The sequence below is a fragment of the Magnetospirillum aberrantis SpK genome (genome assembly GCF_011022235.1).
GTDB classification, from domain to species: Bacteria; Pseudomonadota; Alphaproteobacteria; order Rhodospirillales; family Magnetospirillaceae; genus Magnetospirillum; species Magnetospirillum aberrantis.
The window spans coordinates 41,239-59,370 of the sequence record NZ_JAAIYP010000047.1 but is presented as its reverse complement, the minus strand read 5'-3'; the positions used below and the strand labels follow the sequence as shown (position 1 = coordinate 59,370).

The following is an 18,132-nucleotide window of genomic DNA, read 5'->3' as shown; positions in this document are numbered from 1 at the left end:
CCGGTGACTCTCGACCAGTTGCGTATCTTCGTCACCGCCGCGCGGCTGGGGCATGTCACCCGCGCCGGGGCGGCGCTCAACCTGACCCAGTCGGCGGTCAGCGCCGCCATCGCCGCCCTGGAGAACCGCCATGGAACGCGCCTGTTCCAGCGGGTCGGGCGCGGCATCCAACTGACCGCCGAGGGCGAATTGTTCCTGTCCGAGGCCGAGGCGGTGCTGGAACGGGCCGAGGCGGCCGAGCGCGCCCTGACCGAACTGTCCGGGCTCAAGCGCGGCGCCCTCAGACTCTATGCCAGCCAGACCATCGCCGCCCACTGGCTGCCGCCGATCCTGCATCGCTTTCATTTGCGCCATCCCGGCATCGCCTTGGACGTGCACCAGGGCAACACCGCCGAGGTGGCGGCGGCGGTGGCGGCCTGTCGCGCCGACATGGGCTTCGTCGAAGGAACGGTGGACAACCCGGCCCTGGTGGCCGAACCGGTGGCCACCGACGAAATGGTGCTGGTGGTCGGCGCCCACCATCCATGGGCGGGATCGGGCCGCCCCGATCCCACGCTCCTGGCCCAATTCGACTGGGTGTTGCGCGAACGGGGGTCGGGGACCCGCCAGGAAATGGAGGCGGCGTTGGCCGGCCTGGGGGTGGGGCGCGAGGCCTTGCGGGTCGCCCTGGAACTGCCCAGCAACGAGGCGGTGTGTTCGGCGGTGGCGGTGGGCGCCGGGGCGACGGTGATTTCACGGCTGGCGGCGGCGCCGCGCGTGGCGCTGGGCGATCTGGCGATCCTGGGGGCGGCCCTGTCCGTCCGCGCCTTTTGCGCGCTGCGCCCCGGCGACCGGCGAAAGGGCCGGGCCGAGGAAGCGTTGCTGGCGCTGATCCGCGAGGGATAAGGAAATAGGGGTCATATCAAGCCGCGATGAGCGCGACTCATCGCGGCTTGGTCGGGCGCAAGGCGCCCGCGCCGCCAATGTGGCGGGAGCCAAGGGTTTTGGAAAAACCCGCCCGGCGCGTGAGGGTGGCGTTGATCGGTCCAGATCAACGCGATTTGGTGTCAGTGCTGGGCCAGGGACAACAGGCTGTCGCCCAAGGAATCGGCCATGCGGTGGATGGCCTGGCTGCCACCGGGCGTCACCAGCATGGCGAGGCCGATGTTGTCCAGGTCCGGCAGGCCGTCGAAGGCGCACAGGGCGTTGTCGTGACGCAGCAACGCCGACGGCAGGGCGGTGACGCCGATGCCGCTGCCGACGGCGCGGCGCAGGGCGTCCATGCTGGGGGTGGTGAACACCGGGTGGTGGGGGATGCCGGCGTTGCGCAGGCTGTTCAGCATGGCGCGGCGGTAGATGCAGCCTTCGGGAAAGCACACCAGCGGCAGGTCGCCGCCGGAATGGGAAAAGTCTGGCGACGCCGCCCAAGCCATGTTGAGGCTCATCAAGGTGTTGCCGATTCCGTCGGGCACGGCCTGTTTGTAGAAGGCAAGATCGAGTTCGCCGGCTTCGCAACGGCTGCGCAGCCGTTCCGAGACGTCGGTCTCGATCTCGACCGTCAGCTCGCCCACCAGCGGCTGAATGCGGGCCAACGCCTCGGTGAAGCCCATGTCGAGGAAATCGGCCGGCAGGCCAAGACGGACACGGGTGCACGGGGCGTGGCTATCCAACTCGCGCAAGGCGGCGTCGTTGAGGCCGATGATCTGGCGGGCATAGCCCAGAAGCTTTTCGCCTTCGGGGGTCAATTCGATGATGCGGCCCTGGCGGCGCACCAGAAGCGATACCCCCAAGGACTGTTCCAACCGGCGCAGACGCAGGGAAATGGCGGATTGCGAACGGCCGATGGTCTCTCCGGCGCGGGAAAAGCTCATACTGTCGACGATGGCCACGAATGCCCGTAGCCCGTCCATGTCCATGCTTTCCATCATTCCTATGCGAATCCCGTGCGAAAGGTCCCGGCGCTATTGATCGCCGGTCAAGGGGGGCAGCGTCAATCGCCTTTTAGGCGAGGGTGGCGGCCCCGAGGCGCAGGGCAGGATTGCAGAAGAACTCAGATATGTCGAAGGTTGACGACGAATTCGTCCACCGTCCGTTGCATGGTGTCCGATTGAACCTTCAGCCGTTCGGCGGCGACCCGGACCATTTCCGCGGCGTTGACGGTGTCCTCGGTGCCGTGGCGCAGCGAGGCCATGTTGGCCGAAACCTCGGAGGTGCCGACGGCGGCGCTTTGGGCGGACCGGGTGATTTCGCTGGTGGCGACCGCCTGTTGCTCGGCGGCGGCGGCGACCGCGGTGGTGATGGAATTGACCTCGACGATGGTCTTGCCGATGCCGCGGATGGCGGTCACCGCCTCGCCGGTGGCGGTCTTGATGCTGGCGATCTGGCTGGTGATGTTCTCGGTCACCTTCGAGGTCTGGTTGGCCAGGGCCTTGACCTCGGCGGCAACCACCGCGAAGCCCTTGCCGGCGTCGCCGGCCCGTGCCGCCTCGATGGTGGCGTTCAGGGCCAGCAGGTCGGTCTGATGGGCGATCTGGAAGATCATCGACACCATCTCGCCGATCTGTTCCACCGCCTTGAGCAGGCTGGCCACGGTGCCGTCCGTTTCGGCGACCTCGGTGGTGGCGCGTTTGACCACGTCCGAGGAATGGCGAACCTGTTGCGACACCTCGTTGATCGAGCTGGACAGCTCCTCGGTGGCGGCGGCCACGGTCTCGACGGCGCAGGACGTCTGTTCGACGCCGGTGGCGGCCTTGGCCGAAGCGTCGGAAGTGACCTCGGCGGTGGAGGTCATGGCCCGCGAGGTGGCGTTCAACTCGTCGGCGGCGTTGGCCAATTCGTCCAGCATGCCCTCCAGCCGTTCCTGGAAGCCGTTGATGTGGGCCGAGACTTTTTCCGCACGGGCCAGTTGATTGGCGGTTTCAATGTGCTGTTTTTCCTCGAGCGCGCGGGCGGCCAGCATGCTGTCCTTGAAGGTGCCAAGCGCGCGGGCCATGGCGCCGACCTCGTCGCCGCGCTCGGTATCGGGGACGGCGGTGTCCAGCTTGCCTTCGGCCAGGACGGTCATGGTATGGGTCAAGGCGGTGATGGGCACGGCGATCTGGCGCGAGATGAACACGGCGGCGACGATCGAGGCCAGCGACACCAGGATGGCGACCACCACCTGTTGCTGGCCGGCGGCGCGGCCCTGTTCACGCAGCGCGGTGACCACGGCCACCCGTTGGTCGCCGAGTGCGCCGTTCAGGGTGTCGAGCGCCTTGCGCAGTTTCCAGAAATGGGTGTCGGCGTCGCCGACCATGATGACGCCGTAAGTGGCGTCGGTGGACCCGATGTCGATGGCGACCAAGGCGGCGTCCTGGTAGGCCTTGAACAGCTTGGGCATCTCGGGGACCGTTTCGGTGGCGGTCTTGGTCGCCATGGCGGCGCCCACCGCGCTTTCCAGTCCCTTCAGCTTGTCCTTGAGCGTGGTGGCGTCGCGTTCCAGCTTGGCCTTGTCGTTCTCGTTGGCGCCGGCGGAAATCAGGGCGAACAGGTGGGCGTGGAACAAGGCGATGGAATCCTTGAGTTCCAATCCCTGCTGCACTTCGGTGAAGACCACGTCGTTCAGGGTGTTGAGCCGCGATTCCGTGCCCGAGGCGTTGACCACGCCCAAGATGCCCACCGCCACCAGGGCGACGATCGCCGTCAAGGGAGACAGCACCACCTTGAACATCAGTGGAATATCGCGGAACTTCGTCATCTTCGCCGCCCTTCAGAAATCCGAAAAAATGTCGCCCCGGTGGCCCTCCGTGCGGACCGCCGGGGCGAACATTGTTCTTACTTGTAGTAGCCCGAGCCGCAGGCGTACTTGTCCTTGACCTTTTCGGAATAGATGGCCTTGGGCTCGACCTTGTTGGTCACCGGGTTCGGCCACTTGTATTCCACCCAACCCTTGCCCTCGGCCTTGACCTTCTCGAAGATCAGCTGGTTGACCATCAGGCCGTCGGGATCCTTGAAGCCGAGCACGTTCTTGCCGCGCAGCGCCGGGTTGCCGCCGTGGGCGGCGTTGACGCCGTCAAGGGTATGACAGAAGATGTACAGCTCGCCCTTGATCCATTCCGGGCTGCTCTTGTCGGAGAAGTCGGCGAAGGCCTTTTCCTCGCCCACCTGATCCACATAGGCGACCGCCTTCTTGACGAAGGCGACGACTTCGTCGGCCTTGGGGCCGGTCTGGGCCAGGGCCGGCGCGGAAACCAGGGCGGCGACGGTGGCGATGCCGGCGACGCGAAGCATGGAACGCAGCATGATATTCCCCCTCAGTTAAATGGTTGTGGGTTGGAAAGAACGGGCCGTGCCGTCGGAACGCAGGGCATGGACCGAAGCTGTGGTGGTGGCGACCATGCGCTCCATCAGCGCGGCGACCAGAACCGGGGTTTCCACCATGGAATAATGGCCGGCCTCGGCGACGACGCTGGTGTCGACGCGGGCGAACGCCTTCTGGAACGCCGGTTCCAGCGCGTTGCGGCCGTAAAAGCCGATGTCGTGGGCACCGACCACCAGACGGGCCGGCATGGGCAGGTCGGTCATGCGGCTGGCGAAGTCGGTGCCGGTGAACATGTCGAGATAGCCCAGCATGGCGGTCGGGTCGGCGCGTCGGGCCAAGGCCAGTTTACGATCCAGCCAGGCACGGCCGTAACGGTTGCCGGTACGGGCGGCGACCGCTCCGCGTAAGGAATCGTCGTCGACCACGATGGCCCGCAACTTGGTCATGGCGCCGCCATCCGCCTTGAAGCCGCAGGCCGGCACCGGAGAGATCGCCATGATCGAGCGCACCCGCTCGGGCCAGTTGAGAGCCAGGTATTGGGCGATCATGCCCGACATGGAATGGCCGACAACGTGGAACTCGCGGGCTCCAAGGTGGTCGGCCAGGGCGACGCTGTCGGCCGCCGCCTCGGCCATGGAATAACTGCCATGCAGGCCCCGCGACAGGCCATAGCCGCGCAGGTCGGCGAACACGTAGCGCGCCTGGCTGGTGGCCAGATAGGGCAAGGTGGCGTCGTAGTTGCTGTGGTCGCCCATCCATTCATGCAGCACCAGCACGGTTTCGGGACCGTCGCCGACCACGGTGTGGCCCAGCAGGGTGTTGCCGGAACGGGTGGCGCAGGCGGTGACGCCGACAGCGGACAGGCCGGCCAGGAAGGTACGTCGGGGCAGGGAAAAAAGCATGGGGCGTGTCGTTCGCTCAATCGTACTGGCGGCAATGATGCTGCCGGTAGCGGGGCGTGTGAAATGAGTTATCGATCTTTGATCATTTCCACAACATATATTCGAATGATTGTATTTAATGGCGCCGATCTTGCCGAAAACGAGCTTTTACGGAGTCAAAAAACCGGCCGTGTTGGCGGCCGGATGTTGGTAACGGCATTCGTGCACGGCCCCTTCCAGGTGGCAACGGAGACGCCTGGAAGGGGCTGTGCGCAATGTGTTGATTTCGTGGGTGATTCACCAGACGGCATGGGTCATGCCCATGAGCCAGCCGTCTGGATCGACCCTCTGGCCGTAGGGTCAGTCAGATCAGTTTTTCACAGGCTTCGGCCGCCCTGCGGCAGGCCTTGGCGGTCTGGACCAGACGAAGGTCCTTGATACCGTGCTGTTCGCATGCCTCGGCGCAGCGGGTCGCGATTTCGGCGGTGACCTTGGCGATCACATGGTGCTGACGCGAACTGCGCAACATGAAATCGCTGGCGGTTTCGGTGATGTCGGCGGTGTCCAGCAACAACTGCATGAGTTCCCACTCGGCGGACACGCCCTCTTGCTGCATGCAGTGGATCACCGCCTCGGTGCAATGGCGGTGCGCTCCGTCGCAGGCATCGATGCAAGCCTTGAACGCCATGTCATCCCTCCCAACGGGTTGTATCCCTCAAAGGCTACGCCCTTGGGCGCGCTCGTCAATGTTCCATGCATGACATTTGCCGCTGTGCCGGCCGGTCGATGGCGGAAAACCTTGTCAAGCGGCATGACCGTCTGGCGGCTTTCCGGGCGGCGAATGCCGACTCCGCACATTAACATTCCGTTTAAAAGAATATTTTAGGCCGTTGTCTTGCAAGGCGATTCCCGTTTTAGAGCCCTATGCTATACGAAGGTCTGGGGACAACCACACAGTGGACAAGGCCGCCGTGACAGGTCTCAGGTCGCTGGGCATACGCGCCAAGCTCATCATCATCTTCGTGGTCATCAAGGTCATTCCCTTGGTGGCGTTGGCGCTGTTCGCCTGGCGCGGTCAGGTGTGGCTGGCCGAGCGTGTGTCGGAAAACGTGGTGCGCATGACCCAGACCATGCGGGCGACCGTGGACGAAGTGGCCAACAGCACCACCTTGGCGGCCACCAAGGCGCTGGACGAATCCGCTCGCGAATCCCTTGAACGGCTGACCACCGATACGGCCCGCGCCGTGGCGGCGTTCCTGTATGACCGCGACGCCGACATCCGTTCGGCCTCGGTGTTGGCACCTGATTCCGAAAGCTACCGGCATTTCCTGGAACGGCGGACCCGGCGGCTCGAACGGTCCCCCCCTTGGGTGCTTGCTCCCGACGAAAGCCAGTGGGTGCCCGGCCCCGAGGCCGTGCCGTCCTACGACCGCCCGGCCATGCGCTCCAGCAACGAGGAGAACGCCCGCAACTTCAACTACCGCCAGCCCGAAGCAACGGCGGTGCTGGAGGACCGGCCGCTGTTCCTCGAGATGACCTTCGTCGGCTTGGACGGGCGGGAAAAGGTCAAGGTGGTCACCTCGCCGCTGATGAGCCGCGACTTGCGCGACGTGTCCAAGCGCGAGAACACCTTCGTCAAGGCCGAGACCTATTTCGCCGCGCTCCGGGATCTCAAGCCCGGCGAGATTTACGTCTCGGACGTCATCGGTGCCTATGTGGGCTCCAACGTCATCGGTCCCTACACGCCGGCGGCGGCGCAAAAGCGCGGCATCGCCTTCGATCCCGAGAACGCCGCCTATGCCGGTACGGAAAATCCGGTGGGCAAGCGGTTTCGCGGCATCGTGCGCTGGGCGACGCCGGTGGTGCGGGGCGGCCGGGTCACCGGCTGGGTGACGCTGGCGCTTGACCACGACCACATCATGGAGATGACCGACCACCTCCTGCCCACCGGCGACCGGTATTCCCCCATCGCCGACGCGCGGGCCGGCAACTACGCCTTCATCTGGGATTACAAGGGCCGCTCCATCGCCCATCCCCGCCACTATTTCCTGACTGGCTACGATCCGCAAACCGGCGAGCCGGCCACGCCTTGGCTGGATGAGGAGCTGCATGCCCAATGGCAGGCCAGTGGCAAGACGGCTTGGGACTTTCTGGCCAGTGTCGAACCGTTCCACCAGCAATCGCTCAAGAAGAAAGGGGCGGCAGCCCAGGTCAAGGCCGGCCAACTGGGCATGGACTGCCGCTATCTCAACCATGCCCCGCAATGCACGGGATGGATGGACCTGACCCGCGATGGCGGTTCGGGCTCGTTCGAGATTTTCTGGAGCGGTCTGTGGAAGCTGACCACCGCCGCCGCCATCCCCTATTACACCGGCCCCTACGGCAAAAGCCCGCGCGGCTTCGGCTTCGTCACCATCGGCGCCAACGTGGACGACTTTCACCGCGCCGCCACCGAGGCCCGGCAATATGCCGACCAGGTGGTGGCCCAGCGGGACATGGAACTTCAGGGGCACCTGGACGGCGTCATGGCCATGATCATCAGCCAGGTCGAGCGCATGGCCCGCGACCTGACGGTATCGACGGCGCTGATGGTCGTGCTGGTGATCATGATCGCGGTGTGGATGGCGTCCTTCCTGACCCGGCGCATTACCGCCGTGGTGAACGGCATCCGCCGCTTCGAGGACGGCGACCTGGATCGCCGCCTGCCGGTTCAGGGCAGCGACGAGATGGCGCATCTGGCGGAATCGTTCAACGAGATGGCCGACCGTGTGCGCGAATCGTTCGGCCGGTTGAACGAGGCCCGCGTCAAGGCGGAAGAGGCCAGCCGCATGAAAAGCGAGTTCCTGGCTTCCATGAGCCATGAACTGCGTACCCCCTTGAACGGCATCATCGGCTTCGCCGAGTTGCTGCGCGACGAAGCACCCGACGAGGAAGCGCGCGAGAACGCCGAGATCATCGAGCGGTCCAGCCGCCATCTGCTGGAACTGGTCAACTCGATTCTCGACATCGCCAAGATCGAGGCCGGCGAGATGGTTCTGGCGTCGCAGGCGGTGCCCCTGAAGCCGCTGGTCGTCGAGGTCGCGGCGGTGCACCAGTCCACCGCCGCCGCCAAGGGGTTGAATTTCAGCCTGCTTCAGGCGGACGACCTGCCCGAGGCATTGCAGGGCGACCCCACCCGGCTGCGCCAGATTCTGCACAATCTGCTCAACAATGCGGTCAAGTTCACCGAGAAAGGCGAGGTCGGGCTGTCGGTGATGCGGGGCGAGGGATGCGTGGTGTTCAGTGTCAGCGACACCGGCTGCGGCATTCCCGACGAAATGCAGGACAAGATTTTCGAGAAATTCCGCCAGGTGGACGCCTTCCTGACCCGGTCCCATGGCGGCACCGGCTTGGGCCTGACCCTGGCCCGCCATCTGGTGGAATTGATGGGGGGGACCATGGACGTGCGTTCGGTTGTGGACGTGGGCAGCACTTTCATTTTCACTTTGCCGGTCGAGGGTGAGCGGGGGAAGGATCAGCCATGAAATCCGCGCTGGTAGTGGACGACAACGAGGTCAACCGCATTCTGGTCAGCCGTTTTCTAAGCAAGCTGGGCTGGCAGGTGGCCAACGCCGAGGATGGCGATCAGGCGTTGGCATGGATGGCGGATAACAGCGCCGATCTGGTGTTGCTGGACATTTCCATGCCGACGATCAGCGGCGACGAGGTGTGCCGCCGGGCCCGGGCCCAGAGGCTGGACAAGGGAGCCAGGCTGGTGGCCTATACCGCGCATGCCATGCCGGAAGAACGCGAACATTTCCTGTCTTGTGGTTTCGACGCCATCCTGGTCAAGCCGGTGTCGCGTCAGGCGGTGGCGTCGTTGTTGGTCGATCTTGGGTTGGCCGAGGGAGAAGGGTGAGATGATCAGGATCGTCGCGACGGCGTTGATGGCCGCGCTCTTGCTGTGGTGGAGTCCAGCCGGCGCCGTCGAGAAGCCCACCACCGAACAGGTCAAGGCGGTAACGCTGAAGGCCGCCCAACTGTTGCAGGAACGCTCGCTGGAACAGGCGCGCCGCCTTTTCCACGCCGAGGGCGAGTTCCGCTGGGGCGAGGTCTATGTCAACGTCATCGACGCCAACGGCACCTGGCTGGTCTATCCGCCCAACCCCAAGCACGAAGGCAAGTCGGTGCTGAACGTGCGCGACGCCGACGGCAAGTTCCTGGTGCAGAACATCATCCACACCGCACGCGAGAAAAGCGAAGGTTGGGTGGAATACCGCTGGCTCAACCCGGCGAGCAACCACATCGAGCCCAAGCTGTCCTACGTCAAGCAGGTGCCGGACAAGGACATGATAGTTTACGTTGGCATGTACAGATAACGGAGACGACCGATGAACGAGCATCCCGGTCTTGGCGAATGGGTCGCCGGCAAGAAGTTCATGGTGGTCGAGGACGTGGACACCTCGCGCATGCTGGTTTCCGGCCTGCTGCGCAGTCTGGGCGCCTCTTCGGTGGTCACCGCCGTCAACGGCGAGGACGCGCTTGAGAAGATCGAGAAGAAGGGCGTGCCCGACATCATCATCTGCGACTGGGTGATGCCGGGGATGGATGGGCTGGCGTTGTTGGGCGTGGTCAAGCAATTGCACGACCATGTGCGCTTCGTCATGCTGACCGCCCAGACCGACGCCGAGCATGTGCGCCAGGCCGCCTATCTCAAGGTGGACGGGTACGTCGCCAAGCCGTTCTCGCGCCAGACCCTGGTGGAATGCCTGGGCAAGCTGATGCAAAAGGGCTGAGTTCCAGATCTAACAGGCCGCGGAAAAGTCCGTTTCGACCTATCCGCACCTTTTTCCGTCATGCCCGGACTTGATCCGGGCATCCATGCGCATCAGCACAAGCCATTGTTTCTAATACTATTCCTGCGGCGCCGCGTGGATGGCCGTGTCAAGCACGGCCATGACAGCATAGGGTGAAAACGCCACGCGACGAGTTTTCCGCAGCCTGCTAAAAAGGGGAGCCGATTTTCCGCGATGTCCCCATATGGGGATGTTTGGCGCATCAATTCGCAAGATACCTTTGGCATAGGTCGAATTGATGATCTGCGGGAGCGGTCCATGCATAACGACAGTACCGGGCGGCGTGCTCTCGCTTCCATGGCGGCGGCCAGGGCTTTCTATGAAACCATTCCCGTCAGCTATGCCGGCCGGGGCCATCTGGGGCAGACCATCACCCAATTGGACGAGCTGGTCGCGCGGGTCAGCGCGCTGCGCGGCAATCTGGGGGCGAAGGTGGCGGAACGGCGTGGCCTAGTCGGCCGCCGGTAGCCAGACATGGACGACGGTGCCGCGTCCGTCTTCGGAATCCAGGCTCAATTGACCGCCATGGGCGCGGGCGATCTTGACGCATGACGCCAGCCCCAGCCCGGCGCCGGGATGGGTGGCGCGCGGAAACAGCCGTGAGAACGGATGGGTGATGGTCGGCAGGTATTGTTCGGCGATGCCGATGCCGTTGTCGGCCACGTCGATGGTCCACCCGGCACCGTCGCGGCGGGCGCTGACGGTAATCTCGGGCGTGCGTTCGGGGTGGCGGAACTTGAGCGCGTTGCTGATCAGGTTTTCGAACAACATCACCAACAATACCGCGTCGCCCTGGACCACCGGCAAGGGGCTGATACGGATATGCGGGTTGACCTGGGTGCTGGCGGCCAGGCACTCGGCCACGGCGCGGTTCGCCACCTGGGAACAGTCCACGGGGGCGAAGGCGTCGGTGGGGCGTCCCGACCGGCTGTAGGCGGCCAAGCCGCTGATCAGGTGCCCGAGCTGGCGGGCGGCCTCCATGATGAAGCGCATGCTTTCGCGGGCGTCGCCGCCCGAGCCGGTGGGAATCTGGCGGTCCAGCTTCTGGCAATAGGTCTGCATCAGCCGCACCGGCTCCTGAAGGTCGTGCGAGGCGGCGAACAGCATGCGCTCGACGTCGGTGTTGGCGTCCAGCAAAAGGTCGACGTTGCGCTTGTGCTGGGTGGTGTCTTCCTTGAGCGCGACATAGTGGGTGATGCGGCCGGCGGCGTCGCGGATTGGCGAGATGGTGGCGTTTTCCCAGTAGATCTCGCCGTTCTTGCGCCGGTTGACCAGTTCGCCGCGCCAGGTCAGCCCGGCCGAGATGGTCTTCCACATCTCCTCGTAGACCGACGGGTTGACCTCGCCCGATTTCAGCATGCGTGGATTTTGACCGATGACCTCGTCCAGGTCATAGCCGGTCATCTCCAGGAAACGCGGGTTGACGTATTCCATGCGCGACTGGTCGTCGGTGATGACGATGGCCACCGGGCTTTGTTCCACCGCCGCCGTCAGCTTGCGGATTTGGGCTTCGACCTGACGGTGTTCGGTGATGTCGGTGAACAGGCAGACCGTGCCGTGGTCCGAGGTCGGCCGGCTGCGGAACAGGTGGGCGCGGCCGTCGGCGGGATTGACCACCAGGGCCTGTTGCGTTCCCGAATCGCCGTCCAACGTCGTTCCCTGGCTCTCGGTCTGGGTGCGCAACACCGACAAAAGCGTGCGAAAGCCGGTGACGCGGCCATGGCCGGGAAACAAGGCGTCGTAACGGGCGTTGCTGAGCACCAGACGGCGCCCGTGGTCGAACAGGGCGAAGGCTTCCTGGAGGCTGTCGACCGCGTCCACCAACTGGCTGTGGGCCCGTTCGGCCCGTTCGTGGGCATGGCCCAGCCGCGAGATGGTGACGCCCAGCGCCAGGAACAGCATGGCGGCCACCAACTCCAGCGCGTGCTCCAGCACGGCGGAACGGTCCTGGCGTTCGCCAAAGGCCACCATGTAGCGTTCGCGCGCGGCATCAAGGGCGGCGCGCGAGTTGATGGCGAAATAGCCGTCCACCGCCTGGGTCAGGATCAACCGCTGTTCGCGCAAGACCTGCATGTGTTGGCCGATGCCGCGCAAGGCGGGATCGGCCGAGGTCGCGAAAGCGGCGACCGGTGCGTTCAGCCGGTCGTCATCCGCTCCGTCCGTGGTCAGGGAGATCAACGCCTGTTGTACCTTCAGCGCGGTGTCGCGGTCGGCACCGGCGACGAAGCCGGCCACCACGAACGGCAGGTAGGCGTTCTCCTTGGCGACGAAACTGGCGGCGGCCTTGATCTGCTCCGATGCCGCCAGCTTGGCCTCGATCCGGGTGCGATAGCTCGCCAGGTCGTCGAGCGGCAGTTCCGGCCAGTCGGCGGCCGCGTCCAGCCGGTCGAACAGGGAATGCAGGCGGGCGCTGTGGCTGACCAGCGTGTCGTAATGGGGCAACAATCCGGCCATCACCTGCAACAGATCGCGGTCCAGGCTGGTCTCGGCCTCGGCCAGGGCGTCGAAGGTGCCCAGCACGTCGGCGTGGCGGCGGGCGTCGACGCCGCTGCGGCTCAGGATGGCGAAGGCGGTGACCGCGACCACCATGGCGGCCAGGAACACCATGAGCGTGGGTCGCAACAGGCGCTTCATGGCGCCGTCGCCAGCCGGGCCGGATCGACCAGAGATCCCAGGAAGGCGACCATGGGGGCAATGTCGCCTTCGGGGATGTCGCGGCCCAGCTGATAGCGGGCCATGATGCGGATGGCCTCGCTCAGGTCGGCGACGCTGCCGTCGTGGAAATAGGGCGCGGTCAGGGTGACCAGACGCAGGCTGGGAACCTTGAACACGTATTTGTCCGCCGCCTTGCCGGTGACCGCGTAACGGCCCAAATCGCCCTGGGCGGTGCGGCCGCGATCGGCGAACCAGTTGCCGTAGAAGCCGAAGCGCTGGAACATGTTGCCGCCGACATTGGCGCCCTGGTGGCACGAGGCGCAGCCATAGGACTTGAACAGGGCATAGCCGTGCTTCTGTTCGGCGGACAGGGCGTTGTCGTCGCCGGCCAGCCAGCGGTCGAACGGCGCGTCCAGGGTGACCAGCGACCGCTCGAACTGAGCCAGCGCGTCACGCACCCGGATTTCGTCGGGATCGGCGCCGTAGACCTTGCGGAACTCGGCGACATAGGGGGATTGCTCCAGCCGCGCCAGCAAGGCCGGCCATGACGTGGCCATTTCCGCCGGATGGGTCAACGGGCCGTTGACCTGTTCCTCAAGGGTGGCGGCACGGCCGTCCCAGAATTGCGCCACGTTCAGGTTGGTGTTGTAGACGGTGGGGCTGTTGGCCGTGCCCTTGGCGCCGCCGACCCCCAGCGATACCGGCAAACCATCGGCGCCGCCATGGGCCAACGGGTGGCAGGTGGCGCACGACACGGTCTGGTCGGCCGACAGCAAGGGATCGTGGAACAGACGCGCCCCCAGCGCCACCTTGTCCCGGTCCAGCCCGGTTGGCGGCCGTAACGGCCGGATGGGTTCGTGCGCGCGCGCGGACATGCTGCCACCCGCCGGCACGGCTTGTGCCAGGGCCGGCGGCGTCAGCAACGCCGAAATCCCGAAAACGACGCAAAGCGTCCAATGCCGCCATGATGGAACCATGTCCATCGACCCCGATCTTCTCTCCCCCTTAAGAACGATCATCCTCATACTTTGTGCACAATTCAAAGGTAAAATCGCACGGGTGGCATATTTGTCACGCGGACAGTGCGCCGCGATTGCATGTGGGCGCCGGACGGCATAGGCTCTGGCGCCATGCTAGCCGCCTCCGAGGACTTTCTGGTCGAGGCCGCCCGCGGCGAGATCGCCAGGGTTTGGCCCAAACCCACAATCGCCGCCCTGTGCCAAGCGTTGGACGGGGTGTTCCGCATTGCCGACGCCACCTGGAACGCGCGGCGGAGCAACCTGCGCTACATGTTGGAGGCGCCGGCCAGCGCCTGCAAGGCCGGGTGCGGCTGGTGCTGCCACCAACAGGTGGGGGTGTCGGTCCCCGAGGCGGTGCGTGTCGCCCGCCACCTTGCCGAGATGCCCGCTGCCGAACGCGACGTTCTGACCGCACGGGTCCGCGAGGTCGCCAGGACGACCACCGGCATGACCACCGGACAACGTGCCGCTTCCAAGGTGGCCTGTCCGTTCCTGGGCGAAAACGGGGCTTGCGCCATTTACGAGGCCCGGCCGCTGCGGTGTCGAAGCCTGCATTCCATCGACGCCGATTTCTGCGCCGCCTGTTACGAAGACATCGAGTCCATGCGCCGCAAGCTGGCGGCCGGAGAGTTGCGTCCGGTCTATCTGGAAACGCCCGAGCGCATCTATGACAGTGCCTTGGCCGGGGTGGTCAAGGCGGTGGCCAAGCTGGCGCCCAAGGCGGCGGTGTCGCTGGAACTGGTGGCGGCGGTCGCCGCCCTTTTGGACCAGCCCAAGCTGGCCGAACGCTGGCTGGCCGGGGCGCGGCCCGACAAGACGCTGCATCTGGTGCCCGACGCGCCGGCAAAAGGCGGCAAAAGACCGTCCGCCTGACCTTCGTCAAAGCTTTTTCATCCTTCGCCGTGGAATCGTCTGGACACCGCGCCATATGCGTGGCCGTGTCGTCGCTGCCGCTTGGTTTCAGGGATTCATTAAGGGTGTGTAACCTCGCGTAACCGCGCTGGAATTGAACACGGAAGGACGGTAAAGGTTAGGCCCATGCATCGCTTCGCCAACCCTGCCCGCTTCATGCGGATCGCCACCCTGGTCCTTCCTTGGGCCATGGGCGTCGCCATTCTGACCCTGGGGGCCGGATTGTGGTTCGGCCTTGCCGGGTCGCCCGCCGATTACCAGCAAGGTGAGAGTGTGCGGATCATGTACGTCCACGTGCCGGCGGCCTGGATGGGCATGTTCTGCTATACCGCCATGGCGGTGTGCTCGGCCATGGCCCTGATCTGGAAACATCCGCTGGCCGATTTGCTGGCCCGCGCCACCGCCCCCGTCGGCGCCGCCTTCACCTTCGTCTGTCTGGTGACCGGCGCGTTGTGGGGCAAGCCCATGTGGGGTACGTGGTGGGTGTGGGACGCGCGCCTGACCAGCATGCTGATCCTGCTGTTCCTCTATCTCGGCTACATGGCCCTGGCCGACGCCTTCGACGACCCCCAGCGCGGGCAGAAAGCGGCGGCCATCCTGTCCCTGGTCGGCGTGGTCAACGTTCCCATCATCAAGTGGTCGGTGGATTGGTGGAACACCCTGCACCAGCCGGCCAGCGTGGTGAAGATGGGCGGTCCCGCCATCGATTCGTCGATGATGATTCCGCTGATGCTGATGGCGGTAGGCTTCCACGCCTTCTGGGTGGTGGTGCTGATCTTGCGGACACGGGCCGAGATCGCGGCGGCCAAGGTCCGCACCCTGCGCATGGCCCAGGTGCACGCGGCCGGACAAGCGGAGCAAGCCTGACGATGGAATCCTTGAACGCCTTTTTGTCCATGGGCGGCTATGGCGGCTATGTGTGGTCGTCCTATGCCCTGACCGTGGTGGTGCTGGCGGGTGTGCTGTGGGCGTCGGTCCGCGCCGCCCGCTTGCGTGAGGTCGAACTGGAGCAGTTGCAGTCGATGCGCCCCAACCGCCGCCGCCGTCGCGCCGCCCCGGATACGCAACCCCCCGAAAGCCAGGTGTCATGACCCGCAAGCAACGCCGTCTTTATTTCGTCGTCCTGGGCGTGCTGGCCGTCGGCGCCGCCGCCGCGCTGGTGCTGACCGCGCTCAGACAGGACATCGTGTTCTTCTTCAGCCCAAGCGAGATCCTGGAAGCCAAGGTGCCGACCGAAGGCCGCCGCATCCGTCTGGGCGGTCTGGTGGAACAAGGGTCGGTGGTCAAGGACGGCGCCATCGTGCGCTTCCGCGTCACCGATGGCGCCCACACCCTTCCGGTGGTCTATTCCGGCCTGTTGCCCGACCTGTTCCGCGAGGGCCAGGGCGTGGTGACCGAGGGCAAGATGGGCCCCGATGGCGAGTTCCAGGCCGCCGAGGTGCTGGCCAAGCACGACGAGAACTACATGCCCAAGGAAGTGGCTGAAAGCTTGAAGAAGACCGGGCACTGGCAGGGTGAAAGCCAGCCCGCTAAATAATTTCCGCCGCGCAGAGGAAAGTCCATGATCGCCGAAATCGGCCATTTCGCCCTTATCCTGGCGCTTGGCGTCGCACTTTTGCAGGCCGTGGTGCCGCTATGGGGGGCGCGGCGCAACGATCCCGTGCTGATGGGCCTTGCCGGCCCGGCCTCGGTGGTGCAGTTCCTGCTGGTCGCGGTGTCGTTCGCCGCCCTGACCCACGCTTACGTGGTGTCCGACTTTTCCGTGATGAACGTGTTCAGCAACAGCCACACCGACAAGCCGCTGCTGTACAAGGTGTCGGGCGTGTGGGGCAACCACGAGGGCTCGCTGCTGCTGTGGATCACCATCCTGGCGTTGTTCGGGCTGGCGGTCAGCCTGTTCGGCGGCAATCTGCCGCCTGGGCTCAAGGCCCGCGCGCTGGCGGTGCAGGCGATGATCACCGTGGGCTTCCTGCTGTTCATCCTGTTCACCTCGAATCCGTTCGAGCGGCTTGACCCGCCGCCGATCAACGGCCAGGGACTCAACCCGCTGCTTCAGGATCCGGGATTGGCCTTCCACCCGCCGTTCCTCTATCTCGGCTATGTCGGCTTCTCGATGGCGTTTTCGTTCGCCATCGCCGCCCTGATCGAAGGCCGCGTCGACGCCGCCTGGGCGCGCTGGGTGCGTCCGTGGACCCTGGTCGCCTGGGTGTTCCTGACCTGCGGCATCGTGCTGGGGTCGTGGTGGGCCTATTACGAATTGGGCTGGGGCGGCTGGTGGTATTGGGACCCGGTGGAGAACGCCTCCTTCATGCCGTGGCTGGCTGGCACCGCGCTGTTGCATTCGGCCGTGGTGGTGGAAAAGCGCGATGCCTTGAAAAGCTGGACCATCTTCCTGGCCATCCTGGCCTTCGGCCTGTCGCTGCTGGGCACCTTCCTGGTGCGTTCGGGCGTCATCACCTCGGTACACGCCTTCGCCTCCGACCCGACGCGCGGCGTGTTCATCCTGGGGCTTTTGGTGATCGCCATCGGCGGATCGTTCGCCCTGTACGCCGTGCGCGCCCCCAGCCTCAAGACCGGCGGCCTGTTCGCGCCCATCTCGCGCGAGGGGGCGTTGCTGCTCAACAACGTGCTGATGGCCACCGGTGCCGGTACCGTTTTGCTGGGCACGCTCTATCCGCTGTTCGCCGACGCCTTCGACCTGGGCAAGGTGTCGGTGGGACCGCCGTTCTTCAATTCGGTGTTCGTGCCTCTCATGGTGCCCATGGTGTTGGCCATGGCCGCCGGACCGTTCATGTCGTGGAAACGCGCCGACCTGATGGGCGTGCTGGGCCGGCTCAAGCTGGTGCTGGGTCTGGCGGTGGTCGCGGCCGGCGTCACCTGGTTCCTTGAAGGCGGCACCGCCGGCCCGTGGTGGGCGGCGGGCGGCATCGGTCTGGCCGTGTGGCTGTTTCTCGGCACCTTGGCCGAATGGGCCGAACGGGTGCGGCTGTTCAAGGCCCCGGCCGAGGCCTTGGGCCGCGCCCGGCGTCTGCCGCGTGCCGCCTGGGGCATGACCCTGGCCCATGCCGGTCTGGCGCTGTTCATCGCCGGCGCCACCGCGTCGTCGGCGTGGAAACAGGAATCGGTGCAAAGCCAGAAGGTCGGCGAGGCGGTCACCGTCGCCGGCTACACCTTCACCCTGACCGATGTGCGGGACGTCCAGGGACCGAACTACGTCGCCTCTACCGGCACCTTCGAGGTGACCCGCGACGGCAAGCCCTTCGCCACCATGACCCCGGCCAAGCGCACCTACAAGATGCCGCCGCGCCCCACCACCGAGGCGGCCATCGTCGGCACCTTCTGGGGCGACGTCTATGCTGTGGTCGGCGACAAGGACCCCGATGGCGGCTACGTCACCCGGCTTTATTTCAACCCGCTGGTGCCATGGATGTGGATGGGGGCCCTGGTGATGGTGATCGGTGGCCTGGTGTCGCTGAGCGACCGCCGCCACCGTGTCGGCGCGCCGACACGCGCCCGTGCCGGCGCCAAGACGCAGCCCGCCAAGGCTTAGG

Annotated in this window: 18 protein-coding genes; 11 read left to right on the top strand and 7 right to left on the bottom strand. The window is 65.4% G+C overall.

Going from position 1 to position 18,132, the window contains the following annotated elements; genetic code table 11:
- The first annotated feature begins 3 nt into the window (after nt 1–3).
- Nucleotides 4–885 (top strand): LysR substrate-binding domain-containing protein, encoded by an 882-nt coding sequence (locus G4223_RS19230; protein ID WP_163683086.1) that lies wholly within the window; start codon nt 4–6, stop codon nt 883–885.
- Between the two features lie 161 nt (nt 886–1,046).
- On the opposite strand, the gene G4223_RS19225 is transcribed toward G4223_RS19230, so the two are convergent.
- The 5 genes from G4223_RS19225 to G4223_RS19205 all read right to left on the bottom strand — a co-directional run bounded on the left by G4223_RS19225 (nt 1,047) and on the right by G4223_RS19205 (nt 5,848).
- Entirely contained in the window at nt 1,047–1,907 is an 861-nt protein-coding gene (locus G4223_RS19225; protein WP_163683083.1) for a LysR family transcriptional regulator, read from the bottom strand.
- A 122-nt stretch (nt 1,908–2,029) separates the two neighbouring features.
- Nucleotides 2,030–3,715 carry a methyl-accepting chemotaxis protein gene (locus G4223_RS19220; RefSeq protein WP_163683081.1) on the bottom strand — a complete coding sequence of 562 codons (1,686 nt, stop codon included), beginning with the start codon at nt 3,713–3,715 and terminating at the stop codon, nt 2,030–2,032.
- A 77-nt stretch (nt 3,716–3,792) separates the two neighbouring features.
- Nucleotides 3,793–4,260: a cache domain-containing protein gene (locus G4223_RS19215; protein ID WP_163683080.1), complete on the bottom strand. Its 468-nt coding sequence runs from the start codon at nt 4,258–4,260 to the stop codon at nt 3,793–3,795.
- A 15-nt stretch (nt 4,261–4,275) separates the two neighbouring features.
- Entirely contained in the window at nt 4,276–5,181 is a 906-nt protein-coding gene (locus G4223_RS19210; RefSeq protein ID WP_163683078.1) for an alpha/beta hydrolase, read from the bottom strand.
- A 343-nt stretch (nt 5,182–5,524) separates the two neighbouring features.
- A complete protein-coding gene (locus G4223_RS19205) occupies nt 5,525–5,848 on the bottom strand; it encodes a four-helix bundle copper-binding protein (protein WP_163683076.1) in 324 nt (107 codons plus the stop codon).
- 283 nt (nt 5,849–6,131) lie between these two features.
- Here G4223_RS19205 and G4223_RS19200 point away from each other — a divergent pair, with 283 nt between their 5' ends.
- The 5 genes from G4223_RS19200 (at nt 6,132) to G4223_RS19180 (ending at nt 10,463) form a co-directional block, all read left to right on the top strand.
- Complete coding sequence (locus G4223_RS19200) at nt 6,132–8,684, top strand: sensor histidine kinase (RefSeq protein WP_338086938.1); 2,553 nt, start codon at nt 6,132–6,134, stop codon at nt 8,682–8,684.
- Complete coding sequence (locus G4223_RS19195) at nt 8,681–9,058, top strand: response regulator (RefSeq protein WP_163683075.1); 378 nt, start codon at nt 8,681–8,683, stop codon at nt 9,056–9,058. Before G4223_RS19200 ends, G4223_RS19195 begins: the two co-directional genes overlap by 4 nt.
- A gap of 1 nt (nt 9,059) precedes the next feature.
- Nucleotides 9,060–9,518: a cache domain-containing protein gene (locus tag G4223_RS19190; protein ID WP_163683073.1), complete on the top strand. Its 459-nt coding sequence runs from the start codon at nt 9,060–9,062 to the stop codon at nt 9,516–9,518.
- A gap of 12 nt (nt 9,519–9,530) precedes the next feature.
- Nucleotides 9,531–9,935: a response regulator gene (locus G4223_RS19185; protein ID WP_163683071.1), complete on the top strand. Its 405-nt coding sequence runs from the start codon at nt 9,531–9,533 to the stop codon at nt 9,933–9,935.
- 318 nt (nt 9,936–10,253) lie between these two features.
- Nucleotides 10,254–10,463 (top strand): hypothetical protein, encoded by a 210-nt coding sequence (locus tag G4223_RS19180; protein WP_163683069.1) that lies wholly within the window; start codon nt 10,254–10,256, stop codon nt 10,461–10,463.
- Here G4223_RS19180 and G4223_RS19175 read toward each other — a convergent pair.
- Entirely contained in the window at nt 10,446–12,629 is a 2,184-nt protein-coding gene (locus G4223_RS19175) for a DAHL domain-containing protein (RefSeq protein WP_163683067.1), read from the bottom strand. The genes G4223_RS19180 and G4223_RS19175 overlap by 18 nt on opposite strands.
- Nucleotides 12,626–13,525: a cytochrome-c peroxidase gene (locus tag G4223_RS19170; protein WP_205762584.1), complete on the bottom strand. Its 900-nt coding sequence runs from the start codon at nt 13,523–13,525 to the stop codon at nt 12,626–12,628. Before G4223_RS19170 ends, G4223_RS19175 begins: the two co-directional genes overlap by 4 nt.
- A gap of 255 nt (nt 13,526–13,780) precedes the next feature.
- Between G4223_RS19170 and G4223_RS19165 the strand changes: the two genes are divergently transcribed.
- The 5 genes from G4223_RS19165 to G4223_RS19145 all read left to right on the top strand — a co-directional run bounded on the left by G4223_RS19165 (nt 13,781) and on the right by G4223_RS19145 (nt 18,131).
- Nucleotides 13,781–14,542, top strand: coding sequence for a YkgJ family cysteine cluster protein (locus tag G4223_RS19165; protein ID WP_163683063.1), 762 nt, complete (start codon nt 13,781–13,783; stop codon nt 14,540–14,542).
- A gap of 165 nt (nt 14,543–14,707) precedes the next feature.
- Nucleotides 14,708–15,448 carry a heme ABC transporter permease gene (locus tag G4223_RS19160; protein WP_163683061.1) on the top strand — a complete coding sequence of 247 codons (741 nt, stop codon included), beginning with the start codon at nt 14,708–14,710 and terminating at the stop codon, nt 15,446–15,448.
- Between the two features lie 2 nt (nt 15,449–15,450).
- Complete coding sequence (gene ccmD / locus G4223_RS19155) at nt 15,451–15,672, top strand: heme exporter protein CcmD (RefSeq protein WP_163683059.1); 222 nt, start codon at nt 15,451–15,453, stop codon at nt 15,670–15,672.
- A complete protein-coding gene (ccmE, locus tag G4223_RS19150; protein WP_163683057.1) occupies nt 15,669–16,118 on the top strand; it encodes a cytochrome c maturation protein CcmE in 450 nt (149 codons plus the stop codon). The genes ccmD and ccmE overlap by 4 nt, the downstream gene beginning before the upstream one ends.
- 24 nt (nt 16,119–16,142) lie before the next feature.
- The gene (locus G4223_RS19145) at nt 16,143–18,131 is read left to right on the top strand and encodes a heme lyase CcmF/NrfE family subunit (RefSeq protein ID WP_163683054.1); all 1,989 of its coding nucleotides are present in this window, start codon (nt 16,143–16,145) and stop codon (nt 18,129–18,131) included.
- The last annotated feature ends 1 nt before the right edge of the window (nt 18,132 follow it).